General features: G+C 38.9%; 16 protein-coding genes. 12 read left to right on the plus strand and 4 right to left on the minus strand.

The features are described 5' to 3' along the window. Positions 1 to 4: 4 nt before the first annotated feature. The gene (locus ACIFOT_RS01765) at positions 5 to 1,348 is read right to left on the minus strand and encodes a hypothetical protein (RefSeq protein WP_430061080.1); all 1,344 of its coding nucleotides are present in this window, start codon (positions 1,346 to 1,348) and stop codon (positions 5 to 7) included. Positions 1,349 to 1,436: 88 nt separating this feature from the next. Here ACIFOT_RS01765 and ACIFOT_RS01770 point away from each other — a divergent pair, with 88 nt between their 5' ends. From ACIFOT_RS01770 to ACIFOT_RS01785, 4 genes are all read left to right on the plus strand, one after another. Then, positions 1,437 to 1,649, plus strand: a complete 213-nt coding sequence (locus ACIFOT_RS01770; RefSeq protein WP_430061082.1) for a hypothetical protein — start codon at positions 1,437 to 1,439, stop codon at positions 1,647 to 1,649. A 67-nt stretch (positions 1,650 to 1,716) separates the two neighbouring features. Then, entirely contained in the window at positions 1,717 to 2,448 is a 732-nt protein-coding gene (locus ACIFOT_RS01775; RefSeq protein ID WP_430061084.1) for a hypothetical protein, read from the plus strand. After that, positions 2,415 to 2,807: a hypothetical protein gene (locus tag ACIFOT_RS01780; RefSeq protein WP_430061086.1), complete on the plus strand. Its 393-nt coding sequence runs from the start codon at positions 2,415 to 2,417 to the stop codon at positions 2,805 to 2,807. Before ACIFOT_RS01775 ends, ACIFOT_RS01780 begins: the two co-directional genes overlap by 34 nt. A gap of 141 nt (positions 2,808 to 2,948) precedes the next feature. Further along, a complete protein-coding gene (locus ACIFOT_RS01785) occupies positions 2,949 to 3,188 on the plus strand; it encodes a Ger(x)C family spore germination C-terminal domain-containing protein (protein WP_430061157.1) in 240 nt (79 codons plus the stop codon). A gap of 36 nt (positions 3,189 to 3,224) precedes the next feature. Here the strand turns inward: ACIFOT_RS01785 and ACIFOT_RS01790 are convergent, their stop codons facing one another. Next, positions 3,225 to 4,388, minus strand: a complete 1,164-nt coding sequence (locus tag ACIFOT_RS01790) for a TIGR04053 family radical SAM/SPASM domain-containing protein (RefSeq protein ID WP_430061088.1) — start codon at positions 4,386 to 4,388, stop codon at positions 3,225 to 3,227. A 372-nt stretch (positions 4,389 to 4,760) separates the two neighbouring features. Between ACIFOT_RS01790 and ACIFOT_RS01795 the strand changes: the two genes are divergently transcribed. The 3 genes from ACIFOT_RS01795 (at position 4,761) to ACIFOT_RS01805 (ending at position 7,758) form a co-directional block, all read left to right on the plus strand. Next, positions 4,761 to 5,522: a LysM peptidoglycan-binding domain-containing protein gene (locus tag ACIFOT_RS01795; RefSeq protein WP_430061090.1), complete on the plus strand. Its 762-nt coding sequence runs from the start codon at positions 4,761 to 4,763 to the stop codon at positions 5,520 to 5,522. A gap of 147 nt (positions 5,523 to 5,669) precedes the next feature. Further along, complete coding sequence (locus tag ACIFOT_RS01800) at positions 5,670 to 7,097, plus strand: PAS domain S-box protein (RefSeq protein WP_430061092.1); 1,428 nt, start codon at positions 5,670 to 5,672, stop codon at positions 7,095 to 7,097. Between the two features lie 31 nt (positions 7,098 to 7,128). Continuing rightward, positions 7,129 to 7,758: a TVP38/TMEM64 family protein gene (locus ACIFOT_RS01805; protein ID WP_430061094.1), complete on the plus strand. Its 630-nt coding sequence runs from the start codon at positions 7,129 to 7,131 to the stop codon at positions 7,756 to 7,758. Here the strand turns inward: ACIFOT_RS01805 and ACIFOT_RS01810 are convergent. Beyond that, a complete protein-coding gene (locus ACIFOT_RS01810; RefSeq protein ID WP_430061096.1) occupies positions 7,755 to 8,105 on the minus strand; it encodes a hypothetical protein in 351 nt (116 codons plus the stop codon). The two genes, ACIFOT_RS01805 and ACIFOT_RS01810, sit on opposite strands and share 4 nt — an antisense overlap. Positions 8,106 to 8,520: 415 nt before the next feature. On the opposite strand from ACIFOT_RS01810, the gene ACIFOT_RS01815 reads away from it, so the two are divergent. Next, positions 8,521 to 9,027 (plus strand): NUDIX hydrolase, encoded by a 507-nt coding sequence (locus tag ACIFOT_RS01815; protein ID WP_430061098.1) that lies wholly within the window; start codon positions 8,521 to 8,523, stop codon positions 9,025 to 9,027. A gap of 209 nt (positions 9,028 to 9,236) precedes the next feature. Here ACIFOT_RS01815 and ACIFOT_RS01820 read toward each other — a convergent pair whose 3' ends face one another. Beyond that, positions 9,237 to 10,778: a multicopper oxidase family protein gene (locus ACIFOT_RS01820; RefSeq protein ID WP_430061099.1), complete on the minus strand. Its 1,542-nt coding sequence runs from the start codon at positions 10,776 to 10,778 to the stop codon at positions 9,237 to 9,239. Positions 10,779 to 10,911: 133 nt separating this feature from the next. Here ACIFOT_RS01820 and ACIFOT_RS01825 point away from each other — a divergent pair, with 133 nt between their 5' ends. From ACIFOT_RS01825 to ACIFOT_RS01840, 4 genes are read left to right on the plus strand one after another with little or no spacing between them, the layout of a single operon-like run. Then, positions 10,912 to 11,922: an XdhC family protein gene (locus tag ACIFOT_RS01825; protein WP_430061101.1), complete on the plus strand. Its 1,011-nt coding sequence runs from the start codon at positions 10,912 to 10,914 to the stop codon at positions 11,920 to 11,922. Further along, complete coding sequence (locus tag ACIFOT_RS01830) at positions 11,904 to 12,548, plus strand: nucleotidyltransferase family protein (RefSeq protein WP_430061102.1); 645 nt, start codon at positions 11,904 to 11,906, stop codon at positions 12,546 to 12,548. Before ACIFOT_RS01825 ends, ACIFOT_RS01830 begins: the two co-directional genes overlap by 19 nt. Then, on the plus strand, positions 12,536 to 14,854 hold the full coding sequence (locus ACIFOT_RS01835) for a xanthine dehydrogenase family protein molybdopterin-binding subunit (protein ID WP_430061104.1): 2,319 nt from the start codon (positions 12,536 to 12,538) through the stop codon (positions 14,852 to 14,854). Before ACIFOT_RS01830 ends, ACIFOT_RS01835 begins: the two co-directional genes overlap by 13 nt. After that, on the plus strand, positions 14,854 to 15,693 hold the full coding sequence (locus tag ACIFOT_RS01840; RefSeq protein ID WP_430061106.1) for an FAD binding domain-containing protein: 840 nt from the start codon (positions 14,854 to 14,856) through the stop codon (positions 15,691 to 15,693). Before ACIFOT_RS01835 ends, ACIFOT_RS01840 begins: the two co-directional genes overlap by 1 nt. Positions 15,694 to 15,714 lie beyond the last annotated feature (21 nt).

Consider the following 15,714-nt stretch of genomic DNA (forward strand, 5'->3'; position numbering starts at 1 on the left):
ACTCCTAGTTACTTTTTTTCGGGAACCTGGATGAAATCACCGCCTGCTCATCCCATTGTTTTTTATTTTTTCGTTCCTGAATGACTTGATACAAGCTTTGGAAACCAAGTATGGCTACCACGATTATACCACTAAAAACAATAAAGACGGCGAAGTATTCAAAGGGATTATAAGACTTAAAGTGTGACCAATGAATCTTTCCTTCTAGATCCTTTGTAAATAGATTCATACTGAAGATTCCGCAGATAACCGTATAAAGCGTAAGGACTAAAAGGAGCATACTGTCTTTTTTTGTCACTGAATTTTCCTCATACTTAAACAAGCTGAAAAGGGTTTCTTTTGTATTTAAATACAACGAGTCAATATTATAGGCACGTTTAAAAAGTTTAAAAAGCTCCTGCCCTTCGAGTTTAGCTGGATATTCGGCAAAGAAAAAATTAGAGGTAAACGAATTTATAAAATAGATCAGTTTTTCAATCTTATTATAATCCTTCTCTATATGAATAGTTGAATAGAGATGGGCAATTTTAACAAATACCAATTTATTAAATAAATTGATCAAGTGAAGATAGTAATTTTCCCCGTAAAAGCTTTTGGCCAAAGTCATTAAATTTGGATTGCTGCTATTTGTTAGACATGTAAAACAGTGTTCATTTACACAGATATATGTATTGGGAACCCAACGGCTATAGATGTGGTCTTGTACATAGTTTGTTATATATTCGTGATTTCCTGCGTCACCACCACAAAGTGTGACGGAGCGAAAAACATCTAGTTCATCAATGGCTTCTTCATTTGCAAATTGAAGAAGCGATTGGATATGCATTTTGTCTGGCTCCAGAAAAGGCGGAGGGGAATCCCAATTAACAAAGGTAGAAAAATCTGGAAGCAAATCCTCAAAATCCTTCCAATTAATTTGATTGGCAAACTCTATCGCATTCGATAAAGAGACATCCTTTATTTCTGTCCGCACCGTAATAAATCCAAGCTCATAGGGACAAATGATTAAATCTATGGAATGTATTAGAAAGGGTAATTTTAATTCGGTAGTTGACAATAAACCATCCATGCTAAAAGCCTTCGTAAATCTTTGGAATCCCTTCTCATGTCCAGAAGAAGGGAAAAGAAATTGGGATGTTAATGGAAGAAAAAAAGACTCCATTTCACTGTGTGAGACTTGGTAACCTCCATAATAGGCCGATTCATTTTGTAATTCATTTAAGTGAAATGAAGTAAATTGATTCTTTTGTAGATATAAGATGAAATTACGTATCTTACCTGCCTTCCATGAGAAGGGGAGAATAAATTGATAAAATGCCTGTGATACCTGTTTTTCCTTTATCATCATTTCATTATATTCCTTTCAAATAAAAGCTGTCTAAACTCAACATTCCCGATTTAATAGAATAAAATTCCAATCTTTGAGGGAAATTACGATGAAAGAAATTGTTAGGAGCACTGAGGTGCCATCTAATAAAGTTCTATCCATCAAAGAAGAATTAAAAGAGAAAATTCAGCAATCGGAGGATGCTGTTTTCAAAGAACTCCATACGAATGAAAAATACATTGAACCTGATACAAGCAGAACCACTTTTCCAGCCGGGCGGCCATTTTTAACTCTGATACAAACCAAATCCACCAAAGAATAGTAACTGATTAAGGGCGGAGGTCAGTGAATCGATATTTTTTATATTTAGTTTTATTGAAATATTGAATATGCTGATCAATGTTATTATCTTTGTTCCGAAAATATTGATTGAGTATCGATATGAGGGTGCGGTTATGGGGGTCCTTATTGCCATACCAATCGGGATTGGAATGAGTTATTTATACAGTCACTCGCTTAATAAATTCCCAGGCCAGGGTTTACCAGAAATATTAGCCCATTCAAAGCACCGGTGGTTGGTAAATCTTCACTTATGGAGTATTCAAATTATGTGGTTTTCAGCTGGGCTTATTACTTTACTTGGTTTTACCGATATATTAAGCCGTTTCATTAATCCGGAGATGCCGAAACTTTTTCTGATTACGATTTATTTAGCAGCGATTTTTCTTATCATCAAGCTTCCGACCAAAAGGGTCATGTATTTTCTGGAAATTGTCTTATTTCTTAATACACCGTTAATAGGTTTTATTATCTATAAGACGCTTACAAGCGAGTTTTTAAGCTGGGATTCTATACTAGAAGTAGGGACACACTTATTTGAGAAACCAAGCTTAAAAGCAATTGCTGCAGCAACTTATAGTTTTTCTGGTTTTACAAATTTAATCATATTTAATCGGGTAATCAAAGAAAAGATAAAGATTTGGAATTTTATTATAATCTTATTTTTGGGGATATTTAATTTATTTACCACCTTTTTTATTCCCATTGGTTTTCACGGTTCAGTTGGGGTGCAGGAATATCTCTATCCATGGACGATAACGCAGGGGTGTATTATTGGTTAGCAAGAAGAAGAGATATCCAAGAAATTGCCTGGGTAGCAGTTGGGAAACCAAACGCAATTGAGGTACTGAAGGTGAAGCCTAAATCGGAACAACTCCCATCAAACGCCTTATTCCTATCTCTTGGTAAAGATGGATCTGAAACGCCCTATATCATTTCCGAGTTTTATTTTGATATGAAAAAAAGATTAATTGAACGAGGATTAGACCCCTTTCTTCCAATCATTGAAGCGAAAAAAGATTTACTGGAAGTTAACTCAGTAGGGCTTTTTAATAAAAGCAAATTGATTCTTAGTCTAACTCAAGAAGAGACGAAAATCCTTAATCACATAATGAATCGGGAAAATAAAAGTGCATTATGAGTGAAAACAGGAAACATTAAATTTATTGTGAACACGACCAAAATAAAAACAAAATATAAAATCATTACACCAAAAGGAAAACAGCCAAACATTAAAGTAAGTGTGAAGGTAAAAGGGACTATTTAGGAAACGACCGCAAAAATAACGAATGAACAATTATCCCGCTATGAAAAAGCAGCCGAAAAGCGATTAAAAAAGCAAATTAAAGAAGTACTGGTGAAAATTCAAAAAGCAAATGTAGACCCAATTAGTTTTGGCTTACGTTATCGCTCCCGCCATTTTAATAAGAATGATTGGGAGGAATGGCAGCGAATTTACCCTCAACTTGCCTTTAAGGTAGATACCAAGGTAAAGATTAGTGATACGGGACTAATTGAATGAAAAAAATGGGCATTCCTAAAACTGCCCATTTTTAATTTAAACTAAAGCGGATGTTTCTTTATTCCTCATTGCTTGTGGAATATATACACAAAATGGTTCACTCTCTAAATAGTCTCCAGTCACCGCATATGTTCTTGATCGGGAACCACCACAAATTTTGTTGTATTCACAGACACCGCATTTGCCTTTAAAATTGTCAGGCTTGCGAAGCGCCTTGAATACTTTTGATTCCCGGTAAATTTCTGCAAGTGGAGTATCACGAACATTACCGCCGACAATCGGCAATAAGCCGCTTGGCATTACATCGCCAATATGTGACACGAACGCAAAGCCGTTTCCATCGTTTACACCCTTTGGCGCACGCTTTAAGCCATCGTGCATCGAGGCGAAATCAGTTGTAATCGTATCTTCGTAGTTAATTTCGCCTTTTTCGATCAAATGTTCCCGCTGTTTTTGCTGCAATACCACCCTGCGGTAATGCTGTGCTGCGGTCGTCTTAATATCATATGGAGCGGTTTTGCTTAATTCGTATAGCCAGCGGAAAACTTTTTCATGCTCTGCCGGTGAAATGCAAGCTTCTAATTGACCGCGGCCAGTTGGAACAAGCAGGAAGATGTACCACATTACTGCCTTTAACTCACCAACCAACTTGGCCATATCCTCGAGATAATCATAGTTGTATCGTGAGATAACCGTATTAATTTGCAGCGGCATGTCTAATTCATTTAAGTATTTAACTTTTTCAAGCGTTAATTCAAATGAACCTGGTGTTCCACGAAACTGATCGTGTATTTCAGGGGTTGGTCCATCAAGGCTGAAACCCCATCGGGAAAGACCAACTTCTTTTGCCTTTTTCATTTTTGGGATTGTTACATTTGGCGTGGCACTAGGTGTCATTGAAACACGCATACCTTTTTTAATGGCATAATCAGCGAGCTCAAAAAGATCTTCCCTCATCATGCAATCTCCCCCAGTAAACACAAGCATTGGGTTATCCATTTCGTAAATTTGGTCAATGAGATTGGTTCCCTCTGAAAAGGATAATTCCCGCGGGTCAGGGATAAGCTGCGCATCAGCTCGACAGTGAACGCATTTTAGCTGACAAGCTCTTGTTACTTCCCAAATTACAATAAATGGATTTTGATCATAATCAATCTGCTTTCCCATTCCATGCGGATGTCCTTTACTAATTCCGTGCATTTTCATCACCAGATTCATTATTATTTTTAAAAACATGTAAATTGTTTCTATAGGTTCATTATAATTTTATCGTCGTAGTATGCATGGATGGTTTGTTACAAAATTTCTACATTGTTTTCAAGGAAACTAGTAAATAATCTAGTTCTTAATATATTACAAATATGTTACATGAGTGCAGCCGATTTTTCGATAGAATTGGTTCTAGCCTATTCAGTTCCTAGAAAGGCAATATTTCTTTCATGTAATAATAGGTGCATTCATTACCAATTTAGGTATGAACTGTCTTGAAAACCATATCTTTGCCATATTAACCAGGCATCTATCTCCTTTATGATATATATACCAATAATAATTTAAAGGAGTCGGGCCTCCATGAAAAAACATCTACTGACAGTCGCGGCCGCTGCCGGCATCTTGATAAGCTCTTTTGGAGGGGCTGTATATGCACATGAAAATATCTATACGGTCCAATCAGGTGACACCCTATGGAAAATCTCGCAAGCAAACGGAGTGTCGGTTGCTAATTTAAGGGCATGGAATCAGCTTACTAGCGATAATATCTATGTAAATCAGAAACTATCATTATTAGCTCCGCATACTCACGAAACAACTTATACAGTTCAAAAAGGGGATTCCCTTTGGGGAATTGCAACCCGAAATAATCTCTCGGTAGCACAGCTTAAATCTATCAATAACTTAACATCAGATACGATTTATGTGGGCCAAGTTTTAAAGGTTGTCGCGAATTCGCAAGCTCCAATTCCGACTCCAACTGTTTCAAAGGCTCAAATGGTAATGGATGAAGCAAAGAAATATATCGGAACCCCGTATTTATGGGGAGGAAATACTCCGGCTGGCTTTGATTGCAGCGGGTTTACAAGTTATGTCCTCAATAAAGTTGGTATTACAATTCCACGTACAGCTGCAACCCAGTGGTCTGGATTAAAGGTAATCAGCACCCCAAATCCTGGTGATTTAGTATTTTTTGAAACTTATGCGCCAGGACCAACACATGTTGGAATTTATTTAGGCGACAATAAATTTATTCAAGCGGGATCACATGGTGTCGCCATCGCTGATATGACAAATACCTATTGGAAACCAAAATACCTTGGTGCAAGAACCCCGTATTAATAAAATAGTAAAAAACCTTTTATCTAAAATGATAGAAGGTTTTTTTCTTTCGGAAAATTCGAAAATTAATAGTTTATGAAATAGGGTTTTAGCTATATACTAAATAGGTATCTCTTTTTTTAGTTGCAAGCTTGTTGGGAGGATTATATGTTTAATTCCACACATTTTAAGGAAGTATTTTATCAATCAAGGATTCCTCAATTAATTGGCTGCATTGACTTTACTAATATACAATTCAATCCTGCTTTTTGTGATTTTCTTGGATTTACAATGGATGAATTAGCTGAAATATCTTTTGAAGAAGTTTCATATAAAGAGGATCTTGCCAAGGATATTCATTTGTTTCAAGAGATTTTAAGTGGACAAAGAAATGAGTATGAAATAGAAAAAAGATATATACACAAGTCTGGTGAAATTAAAACCGGTATATTAAATGTTTCTAGAATTAGAGCCCAAGGTACCGAGGAAGATTATTTACTCGCACAAGTTATTGATATAACGGAAAAAAAACAAATGGAAACGGTTTTAAGAGAAAGTGAGCAAAAGTACAGACTGCTGGCTGAGCATTCATCAGATGTCATCATGCTTCATCGCGTGGATTTTTCCTATCTATATATATCACCCTCAGTAAAGACGATTCTGGGCTACGAGCCAGAGGAATTGCTTGTAAAAAATCCTGTGGAAATCATTCATCCGGATGATATGGAGACAATGCTAACACAGCATAGCCAAATAGGTACGGAAAATACTTCGATGCTAGTGACATACCGTTGTAAAAAGAAAAACGGAACCTATATTTGGTTAGAATCAACCATCAAGGCTTTAATAAATCCTCTTACAGGTGAAGTGCAGGAAATTGTGAAAGTTTCGCGGGATATCCAGCACCGGATTGAAACAGGTGAACGTTTGCGTAAATCTGAAAAGCTGGCTGTTGTCGGCCAAATGGCCGCAGCGGTAGCTCATGAAATTCGAAATCCTCTAACTCCTATTAAAGGATTCATGCAGTTATTAAACGCCGAAAAAGAAATCAATCCAGTTTACTTAGGTATAGTGTTGGATGAATTACAGCGCCTCGAAGTAATCATTTCCGAATTTTTAACGATGGCAAAGCCCCATACCGAAAAAACCAGCCTTGTTCAATTAAATAGTCTTGTTGGGCAGGTGGTTCAATTATTACAAACGCAGGCTTTGATGAAGAACAATGAAATCAATTTTATCTCCAATAATACAGTGCCTGCAATTATTGGAGATCCGAATTCATTAAAGCAGGTTTTCATGAACGTCATTCAAAATTCCCTAGATGCATTGTCCGAAAAAGGCCAAATTGATGTTATTATTTGTGTGGATGAATTAGCTGTTATCATAAAGATTAAGGATAACGGCTGCGGCATACCTGAAGGAAGGCTGTTAAAGCTTGGTGAACCATTTTATTCAACTAAGGAAAAAGGTACTGGTCTTGGGTTAATGACCAGCTACCGAATTATTGAAAGCCATCATGGAAAAATAAACGTTGAGAGTGAAGAGGGACATGGGACAACCGTAACCATTTGGCTTCCTATTCCATCAAAAAAATAATTCAAATTATTTGGAGTTTAGAGGAGATAGAATGATAAAGCGATTCGTAAGTTTAACGATTTTACTGTTGATCATTGCGATAGGATTTTTTCAAAAGGATGAATTATTGCATTTAATAAAAGCAGGTGGTTCTGTCTCTCTTCTGATTAGCATGCTTCTCGTAGCCATCTGTGTGTTTTTCCCAGTCATTCCCTTTCCTGTTTTGGCAGGAATCATAGGTGGCGTCTTTGGAACAGTCCAGGGGGTGTTTGTTTCCTTAACAGGCGCCATGATTGGGACAATGGGATTTTTCTTCTTAAGCAGATATGGATTTCGGGATTTCGCGCAGGCAAAATTAGCTAAGCATACGAAAGTTCAAGAATACGAAGATTTTCTTAACAGAAACTCATTCATTGCCATCCTTTCATGCCGCTTAGTACCAATCATTCCTGCCCCGGTAGTTAATATTATTTGTGGATTAAGTCATGTTAAATGGCCAATCTTTTTTATCGCGTCGACAATTGGAAAGCTTCCAAATATTTTAATCTTGTCCTATGCAGGAGCCTTATTTAAGAGCAATAAGCTGTATTCCTTTGGTTTATATGGTATCTATATACTTATTATCTTCCTCATCAATTTTGTCATCATTTATCGAAAAACAGCCAAAAAATCTTTAGATTAAATGACTTTTTGTACATTTACATCATTTTGGTTCTCAACCTGGATGATATCGGTAAAAAAGCTTTTTAAAATAAGCCATTTGGCAGGATAGCTGTAAATAAAATCCTCCAAAACCAGAGGGGAATAGTGGATCAAGCAATCCAATCCTCGTTTTTCTTTCTTTAAATCATATAAAAGGGCATGCGGAATAGTGTAATAATCATTTACTTGATAGGGATTGAGTGTTACAATCTCTATCTTTTGCTGAAGTATATAATGTTTAATCGACTCTTCCTGAAGTCTACTGCTATCTTCCTTTGATAATCCATTTAAACTTATTCGGTCATTGATAAAATAAATACCCTTCAATCCTAACACCTTCTCATTAGCTTGATTGGTATTGTTATTGACAGGGTTTGATAGAAGTATACATAATTATGTCTTCAAAAAAATATACCCGGCCTAATGCCGGGTACCAAACAAAATCTATATAAAGGGGGGCGGAGGTTAAGGTTCTTTTGTGAACCTGTTTATATCTTAATCGATAAATATGAACAAACTATGAAAGAAAGTTTAATAGTTTAAGAAAGGTGAGCAGGTTGAAAGATTTCCATTGCTGTGCAACATGCAAACACTTTATAGTCGAGAAGAAGCCGGAAAGAATACGCTATTTCTGCAGCCGTTTAGGCTATGAAACCAAAACAAACTATAAATTTAACTGCTGGAGTCCGAAAGAGAATATCCTAAAATTAATGGAGAGAAAAGAGACTGGGGGCGGCCTTTAATGGGTGATAAAACATTAATAGCCTTAAGTGGGATGGTTTTAAAGGAGGATTCCTTTAATAGACCTTTTTTCGAATTAGAGGATTTTCATGGGGTTGTCATGCTTGCAAAGGAAAATGATTCTCTATTATTAATTGAGCAATATAGAAGGCCTGTCAATTCTACTGTATGGCAGTTACCGGGTGGCGGCGTGAAAAAAGGGGAGGATCTGGAACAAGCAGTTAGACGCGAATTTCTAGAAGAAACAGGTTATACATGCGGATCCGTACATTATCTTGGGACTCTACAACCAGCATCATGGAGAACAAATGAGGTAACGCATGTATTTTTTACGAAAGAAGTTGGGGTATACCTTAATCAACAGCTTGAAGAACATGAAAAAATTAAAGTCAAGAAAATAAGTATTCAAGAATGTTTTCAACTTGTCAAAGAAAATCAGCTGCAAGATTCAGAGCTATGCTACGCATTGCTGCAAGCTATTTTGAAAGGATTTATTTCAATTGATTAGTCAGATAAATTAATGTTTACCATTTAGGAAAACTAAAATTTGGCACCGTTTTTTCAGGCACATGAAAACCCGGTGGAAATAAGCCCACCAGGTCAAGTTTTAAAAGTAACAATCTCTAAGGAATTAGAAAAACATCAATATCATGTTACCTTATACCACGAAACAACGTCTTTGTTAAAAAGGTTGAACGAATTGCCCCGAAATATAGGCTAATACCGCGGCCGTACAATGTATGGCCGCATCATTTCGTAATCCTCATGCTCGAGCATGTGGCAATGCCAGACATATTGTCCTATAAAGGGGAAAAATGGAATGATGATTCTTGTAATTTGACCAGGAGGACATCTTACCGTGTCTTTCCAACCTAGTTCCGAAAGATCTGCGGAGACTGTCGGGCCTGTGTATTTAATTTGTTTGGTCGTTTTAAAATATTCCACATCAAACGGGCGGCGGTCGATTATTTGAAATTGAACGAGATGGACGTGTATTGGATGGTCATCGCCATTAGTATTAACGAAATTCCAGACTTCAGTTGAACCGACGATGGGATTTTCGGTAACCGGATCATCCCATTTCTTCTTATCAAGCAGCAAAAGCGGTCTTCCATATTGATCCTTTTCCTCACTTAATTCTAAAAATCGATTTTTCCATGCGTTCTGCTCCGCGAGCCTGCCAATTGGATCTAAATGGGGTGGAATCACAGCGGTATCAATCGTGGACAAGGTTTTATTTACTCGAAACTGCATAACTACTCCAGTTGTTTCTGGGTCTACAGGGTCCCCAATGGGAAAATGAGTAGGTGCATCATTTTTCAACGTAACCATCTTACCTTCGAGGTTTGTAAAGTCTACGATTACATCGACTCTTTCCGCTGGCGCAAGCAATAGCCTTTTAACTCCAATCGGCCGCTCCAAAAATCCGCTATCCGTGCCGATTTGGTAAAACAATTGCCTTGAATCCAAGGATAGTCCAAAAAAACGGGAATTTGCTCCATTTAACAACCGAAAGCGATATTTTCTCGGTTCAACTTCTAAATAAGGCCATACTTTGCCATTAACAAGGATTGAATCTCCAAAAAAGGACGATATTATCGAGGGAAAGATTCCAGAATCATTTTTCTCAGGCTGTTCCGGATATAATAACGAGCCATCCACATGGAACGATCGATCCTGGAGCAGCAAGGGTATTTCATAGGGTCCACTAGGAAGGTTCAGAGAACGTTCCTTATCATCCCTTATAAGGTAAAATCCAGCCAGTCCGGCATAGATATTTAATCGGGTAACCCCGATTGCATGGTCATGATACCAAAGGGCACGGGCGCTTTGCTGATTAAAGTACTGATATATTTGATTTTGAAAAAAGGGTCCTTTTATTTTATAGTCTTTGGTAAACCAAGCATCGGGATAGCCATCACTCGCTGGTTCTGTCCTGCCTCCATGAAGATGGACGACAGTTCGTACATCTGGTTTTTCTTTTTCCGCTCCATGAACGGTGTGATCAATTGGAAAAAGATGCTTGGCTGGAAGATCGTTCGCCCATTTGACAAATACTTTTTCTCCTTTTTTGACCTCAATCGTAGGACCTGGGTAAATTCCCTCATATCCCCAAATCGTTGTTTTTGGCAAATCACGATGCAATGATTGTTTGGCTTCCCTCATGCACACTTCATAATACGTGTAATCCTTAGATTTCCACTTTGGTTTTAAAACAGGGGGAATTGGTAAGGGATCTGTAAATTTCGTTAATTTCATGAATGACTCCCCTTATTCTTGATGTTACTAATATCTATGATTGATTCGAATGAAAAATTAACCATTCTAGGAATAGCTTCCTTCTTAATATAAATAAAATAGGAATTTACTTGTCTGAAGTGAGGGAGTTTGGATGGAAGATATATTCCTGATTTTGGATGCAATAGAATGTTCTAGGAAAAAGGTGCTTGCGACCATCATTCGTGTAAATGGCTCTGCTTATAAAAAAGAAGGAGCGTCCATGCTTTTTTTTGAAGATGGCAGTCAACTCGGCCTATTAAGTGCGGGTTGTTTGGAAACAGATCTAGCTTTCAGGGTACAGGAGGTGTTCGATAAGCAAAGGGCCTATACTCTTCAGTATGACATGAGCGACGATAATGATTTAGGCTGGGGGCAAGGGGCAGGCTGTAATGGGACAATTGATATTTTGCTTGAGCCCATAAGCGAGCAGCTTCAAAAGGATTTGATATTGGTAAGGAAACAATTAGAAAACAATCATCCAGTTATGGTATTGAAAAATTTAGATAATGTGGGAGAGTATGTTTTTCTTACAAAGGAAGGGCCGCCATTTGGTCAATGGTCAGGCGTTATTCCAAATGTTGATATCGGGGAGAAATCTGGAGTTATCGAGGGACTGCCTATTTATCAACAAACCTATCAGCCAAAGCCTCGATTGATTGTATTCGGGGCAGGCCCTGATGCTAGACCATTGGTTTCCTTGGCAGCGGAAACTGGTTTTTCTGTTACTATTTGTGACTGGCGCAACGAATTCTGTCAAAAAAAATATTTCCCTGGTGCTGACCGTCTTTTACTGGGATTTCCCAGTGAGCTGCTGAAAGAAATTTCGTTTACATCCTATGATTTTGTGATTATTATGACGCATCATTTTCAGAGAGATCAAGAGATCCTTCTGTCCATACTTAATGAGAATGTTAGTTACTTAGGTGTGTTGGGACCAAAAGAAAGAACGAAACGGCTGCTTAGAAATGAGGAGATTCCCAAACTGCTCCATTCTCCCATTGGCCTCGCAATTGGTGCAAAGGGTTCTGTTGAAATCGCAGTCAGTATTGTATCCGAAATGATTGAAGTGTTAAGAAAGCCGGTTCGCAAAAAAGTGGAGTTATTATGGACAGTTCCAGATTAGTTGGAATATATTTGGCGGCCGGCAAAAGCACTAGAATGGGCAGGAATAAACTGAATTTACCCATCGATGAACAATGGTTGGGAAGCTTGGCCTTACGGGCTGCAGTGGCATCAAAGCTGGAGCACACCATAATTGTCACAAGAATAGGAGATTCACTTAAGTGGTTAGCTCCTTTTTCAAATAGAAAAGATATAAGTATTCTAGTTTGTGAGGAAGCTGACCAGGGGCAAAGTGTTTCATTAAAGTCAGGGGTAAAGGCTGCAGAGGAATTAGGAGCGGACGGAGTGGTGATACTCCTTGCCGACCAGCCATTTGTGACAAGTGCGATGATTAATCGTTTAGTGGATGAATTTTCTGCTTCTAATGAGTATTCTCATTTAAGTTATTCGCAAAATGGAATTTCTAAACCGCCTGTTCTCCTTGGAAGAAAACTTTTTCCATCTTTAATGGAATTGGAAGGGGACCAGGGAGCACGTTCCTTAATTCGCGGGGCGCAAGCATTGAAAGGAAAGCAAGTGGAACTAAATGGTGGCATTTATTTTTTTGATATTGATACGTTTGATGACTATCAAGCATTATTAGAGATTTGGCCATTAAAAGGGAGGGCTGGAGATTGGAGGTTATAGGAAAAAGTGTCATTCGCAAAGAGGCACTTGATAAAGTGACGGGCAGGGCGAAGTATACAAATGACTATCATTCAGTTTCAATGCTTACGGGGCATAAGGTTATCAGCCCTTTTGGCCATGCTAAAATTGTCGATATTGACACTGAGGAGGCCTGGAAAGTTCCGGGTGTGCGTGCAATTCTCGCTGGGAATCACTATCCATTAACAGGGGAAGCGATTCGTGATCGGCCTGTTATTGCGGTTGATAAGGTTCGGTACCACGGGGAAGTTGTTGCACTTGTCGTCGCCGATTCTCCTGAACAAGCCAAAACAGCAGGCGATTTAATAAAAGTCCAATATGAATTACTGCCGGTTGTCAATTCACCTACACAAGCGTTTCAAAAAGATGCACCACTTGTCCATGAGCAATTAGGTGAATACAAGAAAGAAGAAGATTCCGATCCTGTGCCAGGTACCAACATTGCCAACCATATAAAAATCCGCAAGGGGAATATGGATCAGGGCTGGTCGGAAAGTGAAACAATGGTGGAAGCAAGCTTTTCCTTTGCCCCTTCCGACCATTCGGCCATGGAAACTAGGTGTGCGACAGCGGAAATTCTTCCGGATGGAAATATCATCATTATGACTTCTTCTCAAGCACCGTATATGGTCAAAAGGTTAATCTCCGATTATTTCGGGGAGGATATCGGGAAAATTATTGTTCACACACCATTTGTCGGGGGTGGTTATGGAGGGAAAGCTCCTGTTCAGCTTGAACTGCTGGCTTATGTTGCTTCCAAAGAAGTCGGGGGAAATCCGGTTAAGATTTTTAACACAAGAGAAGAAGATATTATCACCTCACCTTGTCACATTGGTTTAGATGCCACTGTTAAATTAGGGGCAGACAGAACTGGGAAAATTAAAGCTGCTGATATTCAGTATTTATGGGATGGAGGGGCCTATTCGGATAAAGCCATCGATGTAACAAGGTCAGGAGCGGTGGATTGTACAGGTCCTTATAAAATTGAAAATGTTTGGTGCGATTCCTACTGTATGTATACGAATCATCCATATGCATCACCCTATAGGGGCTTTAGCCACTCCGAACTTACCTTTGTAATAGAAAGAACAATTGATCTGCTTGCGCAAAAATTAAATATGGATCCGCTTGAAATTAGGTATATTAATGCGATTAAACCAGGCGACACCACGCCGACCAGGGTTAGATTAAATGAAAGTAACGTTGGGAATCTGCAAAAATGTATTGAAAAAGTCAGGGAAATATTCCACTGGGATAAAGGAGCAGTGCAAAAATTAGATGAAAGATTTGTAAGAGTTAAAGGGGTCAGCTGCAGCTGGAAGACCTCAACGATTGACACGAATGCTCCATCTGGAGCCATTCTAACCTTTAATCCCGACGGAAGTATTAATTTGATGTCAGGCCTGGTTGAAATTGGCACTGGAACAAAAACAGTCTTAGCCCAAATTCTGGCGGAACGATTGAAAATGAATATTGACAATATACATGTACGAATGGAAGTCGATACTCAAACAATGCCTGAGCATTTTAAGACAGTTGCAAGCAGAGGTACGTTTATGGCAGGAAGGGCTGTCTTAAAAGCTGCAGAGGATGTCATCAAACAGCTGAAAGATGTAGCTTCATGTGTTTTAAGGGCACCAAAGGAAGACCTGGAGGTGGCCAATAGCAGGGTATTTTTAAGAGATGATCCAACCATAGGGCTCCATTTTAAAGAAATCGGTTATGGCTACAAGTATCCGAATGGAAACGCAATTGGCGGTCAAATCATTGGAAGAGGAAATTATATCTTAAGGCATTTAACAGCTTTAGATCCTGAAACGGGTGAAGGGAAGCCTGGGCCTGAATGGTCAGTTGCAGCATATGCAGTGGAAATTGAATTTGATCGGCGCAATTTGACGTACCGTATCATTAAAGCCTGTAGTGTCGTAGATGCAGGAAAGGTCTTGAATGAAAAAGCGGCTTTAGGGCAGGTAATGGGTGCGATGAGTATGGGTATCGCCTTCGCTTGTCGTGAAACATTTTATTTTGATGAACTCGGCCGGGTCTTAAACCCGCAGCTTCGAACATACCGGCCGCTAAGATATGGTGAAAATCCTGAATACTTGGTGGGATTTGTAGAGTCCCCACAGCTTGATTCCCCTTATGGTGCTCGTGGAATAGGGGAATTAGGACTTATGGGAATGCCAGGGGCAATCGGGAATGCCTTGTCGATTGCAGCAAATGTTTCACTTCAAAATCTGCCCTTGATCCCTGAGTTGATTTGGAAAACAAAGGAGGCGTCAACGTAATGCTTCCGTTTGATTTTGAATATTATAAGCCGGAAACTTTGAAAGAAGCAGTTGATTTGTATCAATATTTAGATCAACAGGGTAAAAAGCCGATGTTTTTTTCAGGAGGAACGGAATTAATTACGCTTGGGAGAATCGATTTAGCCTATACGGATGCGGTTATTGACATAAAGGATATTTCGGAAAGTAAGGTGATGCAGGTAAGTGGGGATCATGTACTTCTCGGCAGCACTCTTACCTTAACTCAAATTGAAAAAGCCAATCTTTTTCCGTTATTAACAAAGACAGCAAGTCAAGTAGCCGACCATACAGCACGTGGAAAAATTACCTTGGGTGGAAATATTTGTGCGCAGATTTTCTACAGGGAGGCTGTTTTGCCCTTTTTGCTTGCCGATAGTCAAGTATTAATTGTTGGATCTGAAGGAAAACAAGTCATTCCCATTAATGAGATATTTCTCGGCCAACTCAGATTGAGAAAAGGGGAGTTTTTGGTTCAAATAGCAACGGAGAGCAGGTTTGTCAGGGCGCCGTTTATCAGTATCAAACGCCGTCAGCAATGGGATATGGGGTATCCGCTGATAACCATAGCCGCATTGAAAACTCACGATTTAGTGCGTGTTGCAATCAGTGGTTTATGTCCATTCCCTTTTCGCTCCAAGGAAGTAGAGGCCGCTATAAATAATAAAGGACTCTCGATTGAAGACCGAGTGGAAGGGGCCCTGGAAGTTATGCCGGATCCACTTTTAGATGATGTTGAAGGGTCAGCAGAATACCGATTATTTGTTTTGCGAAATTTATTGTTTGATGTGCTTGGGGCGTTGGATGATGTGAGAGTTTGATAGTTACGTTGAAGGATGGTG

The organism is Neobacillus sp. NRS-1170, assembly GCF_050468025.1.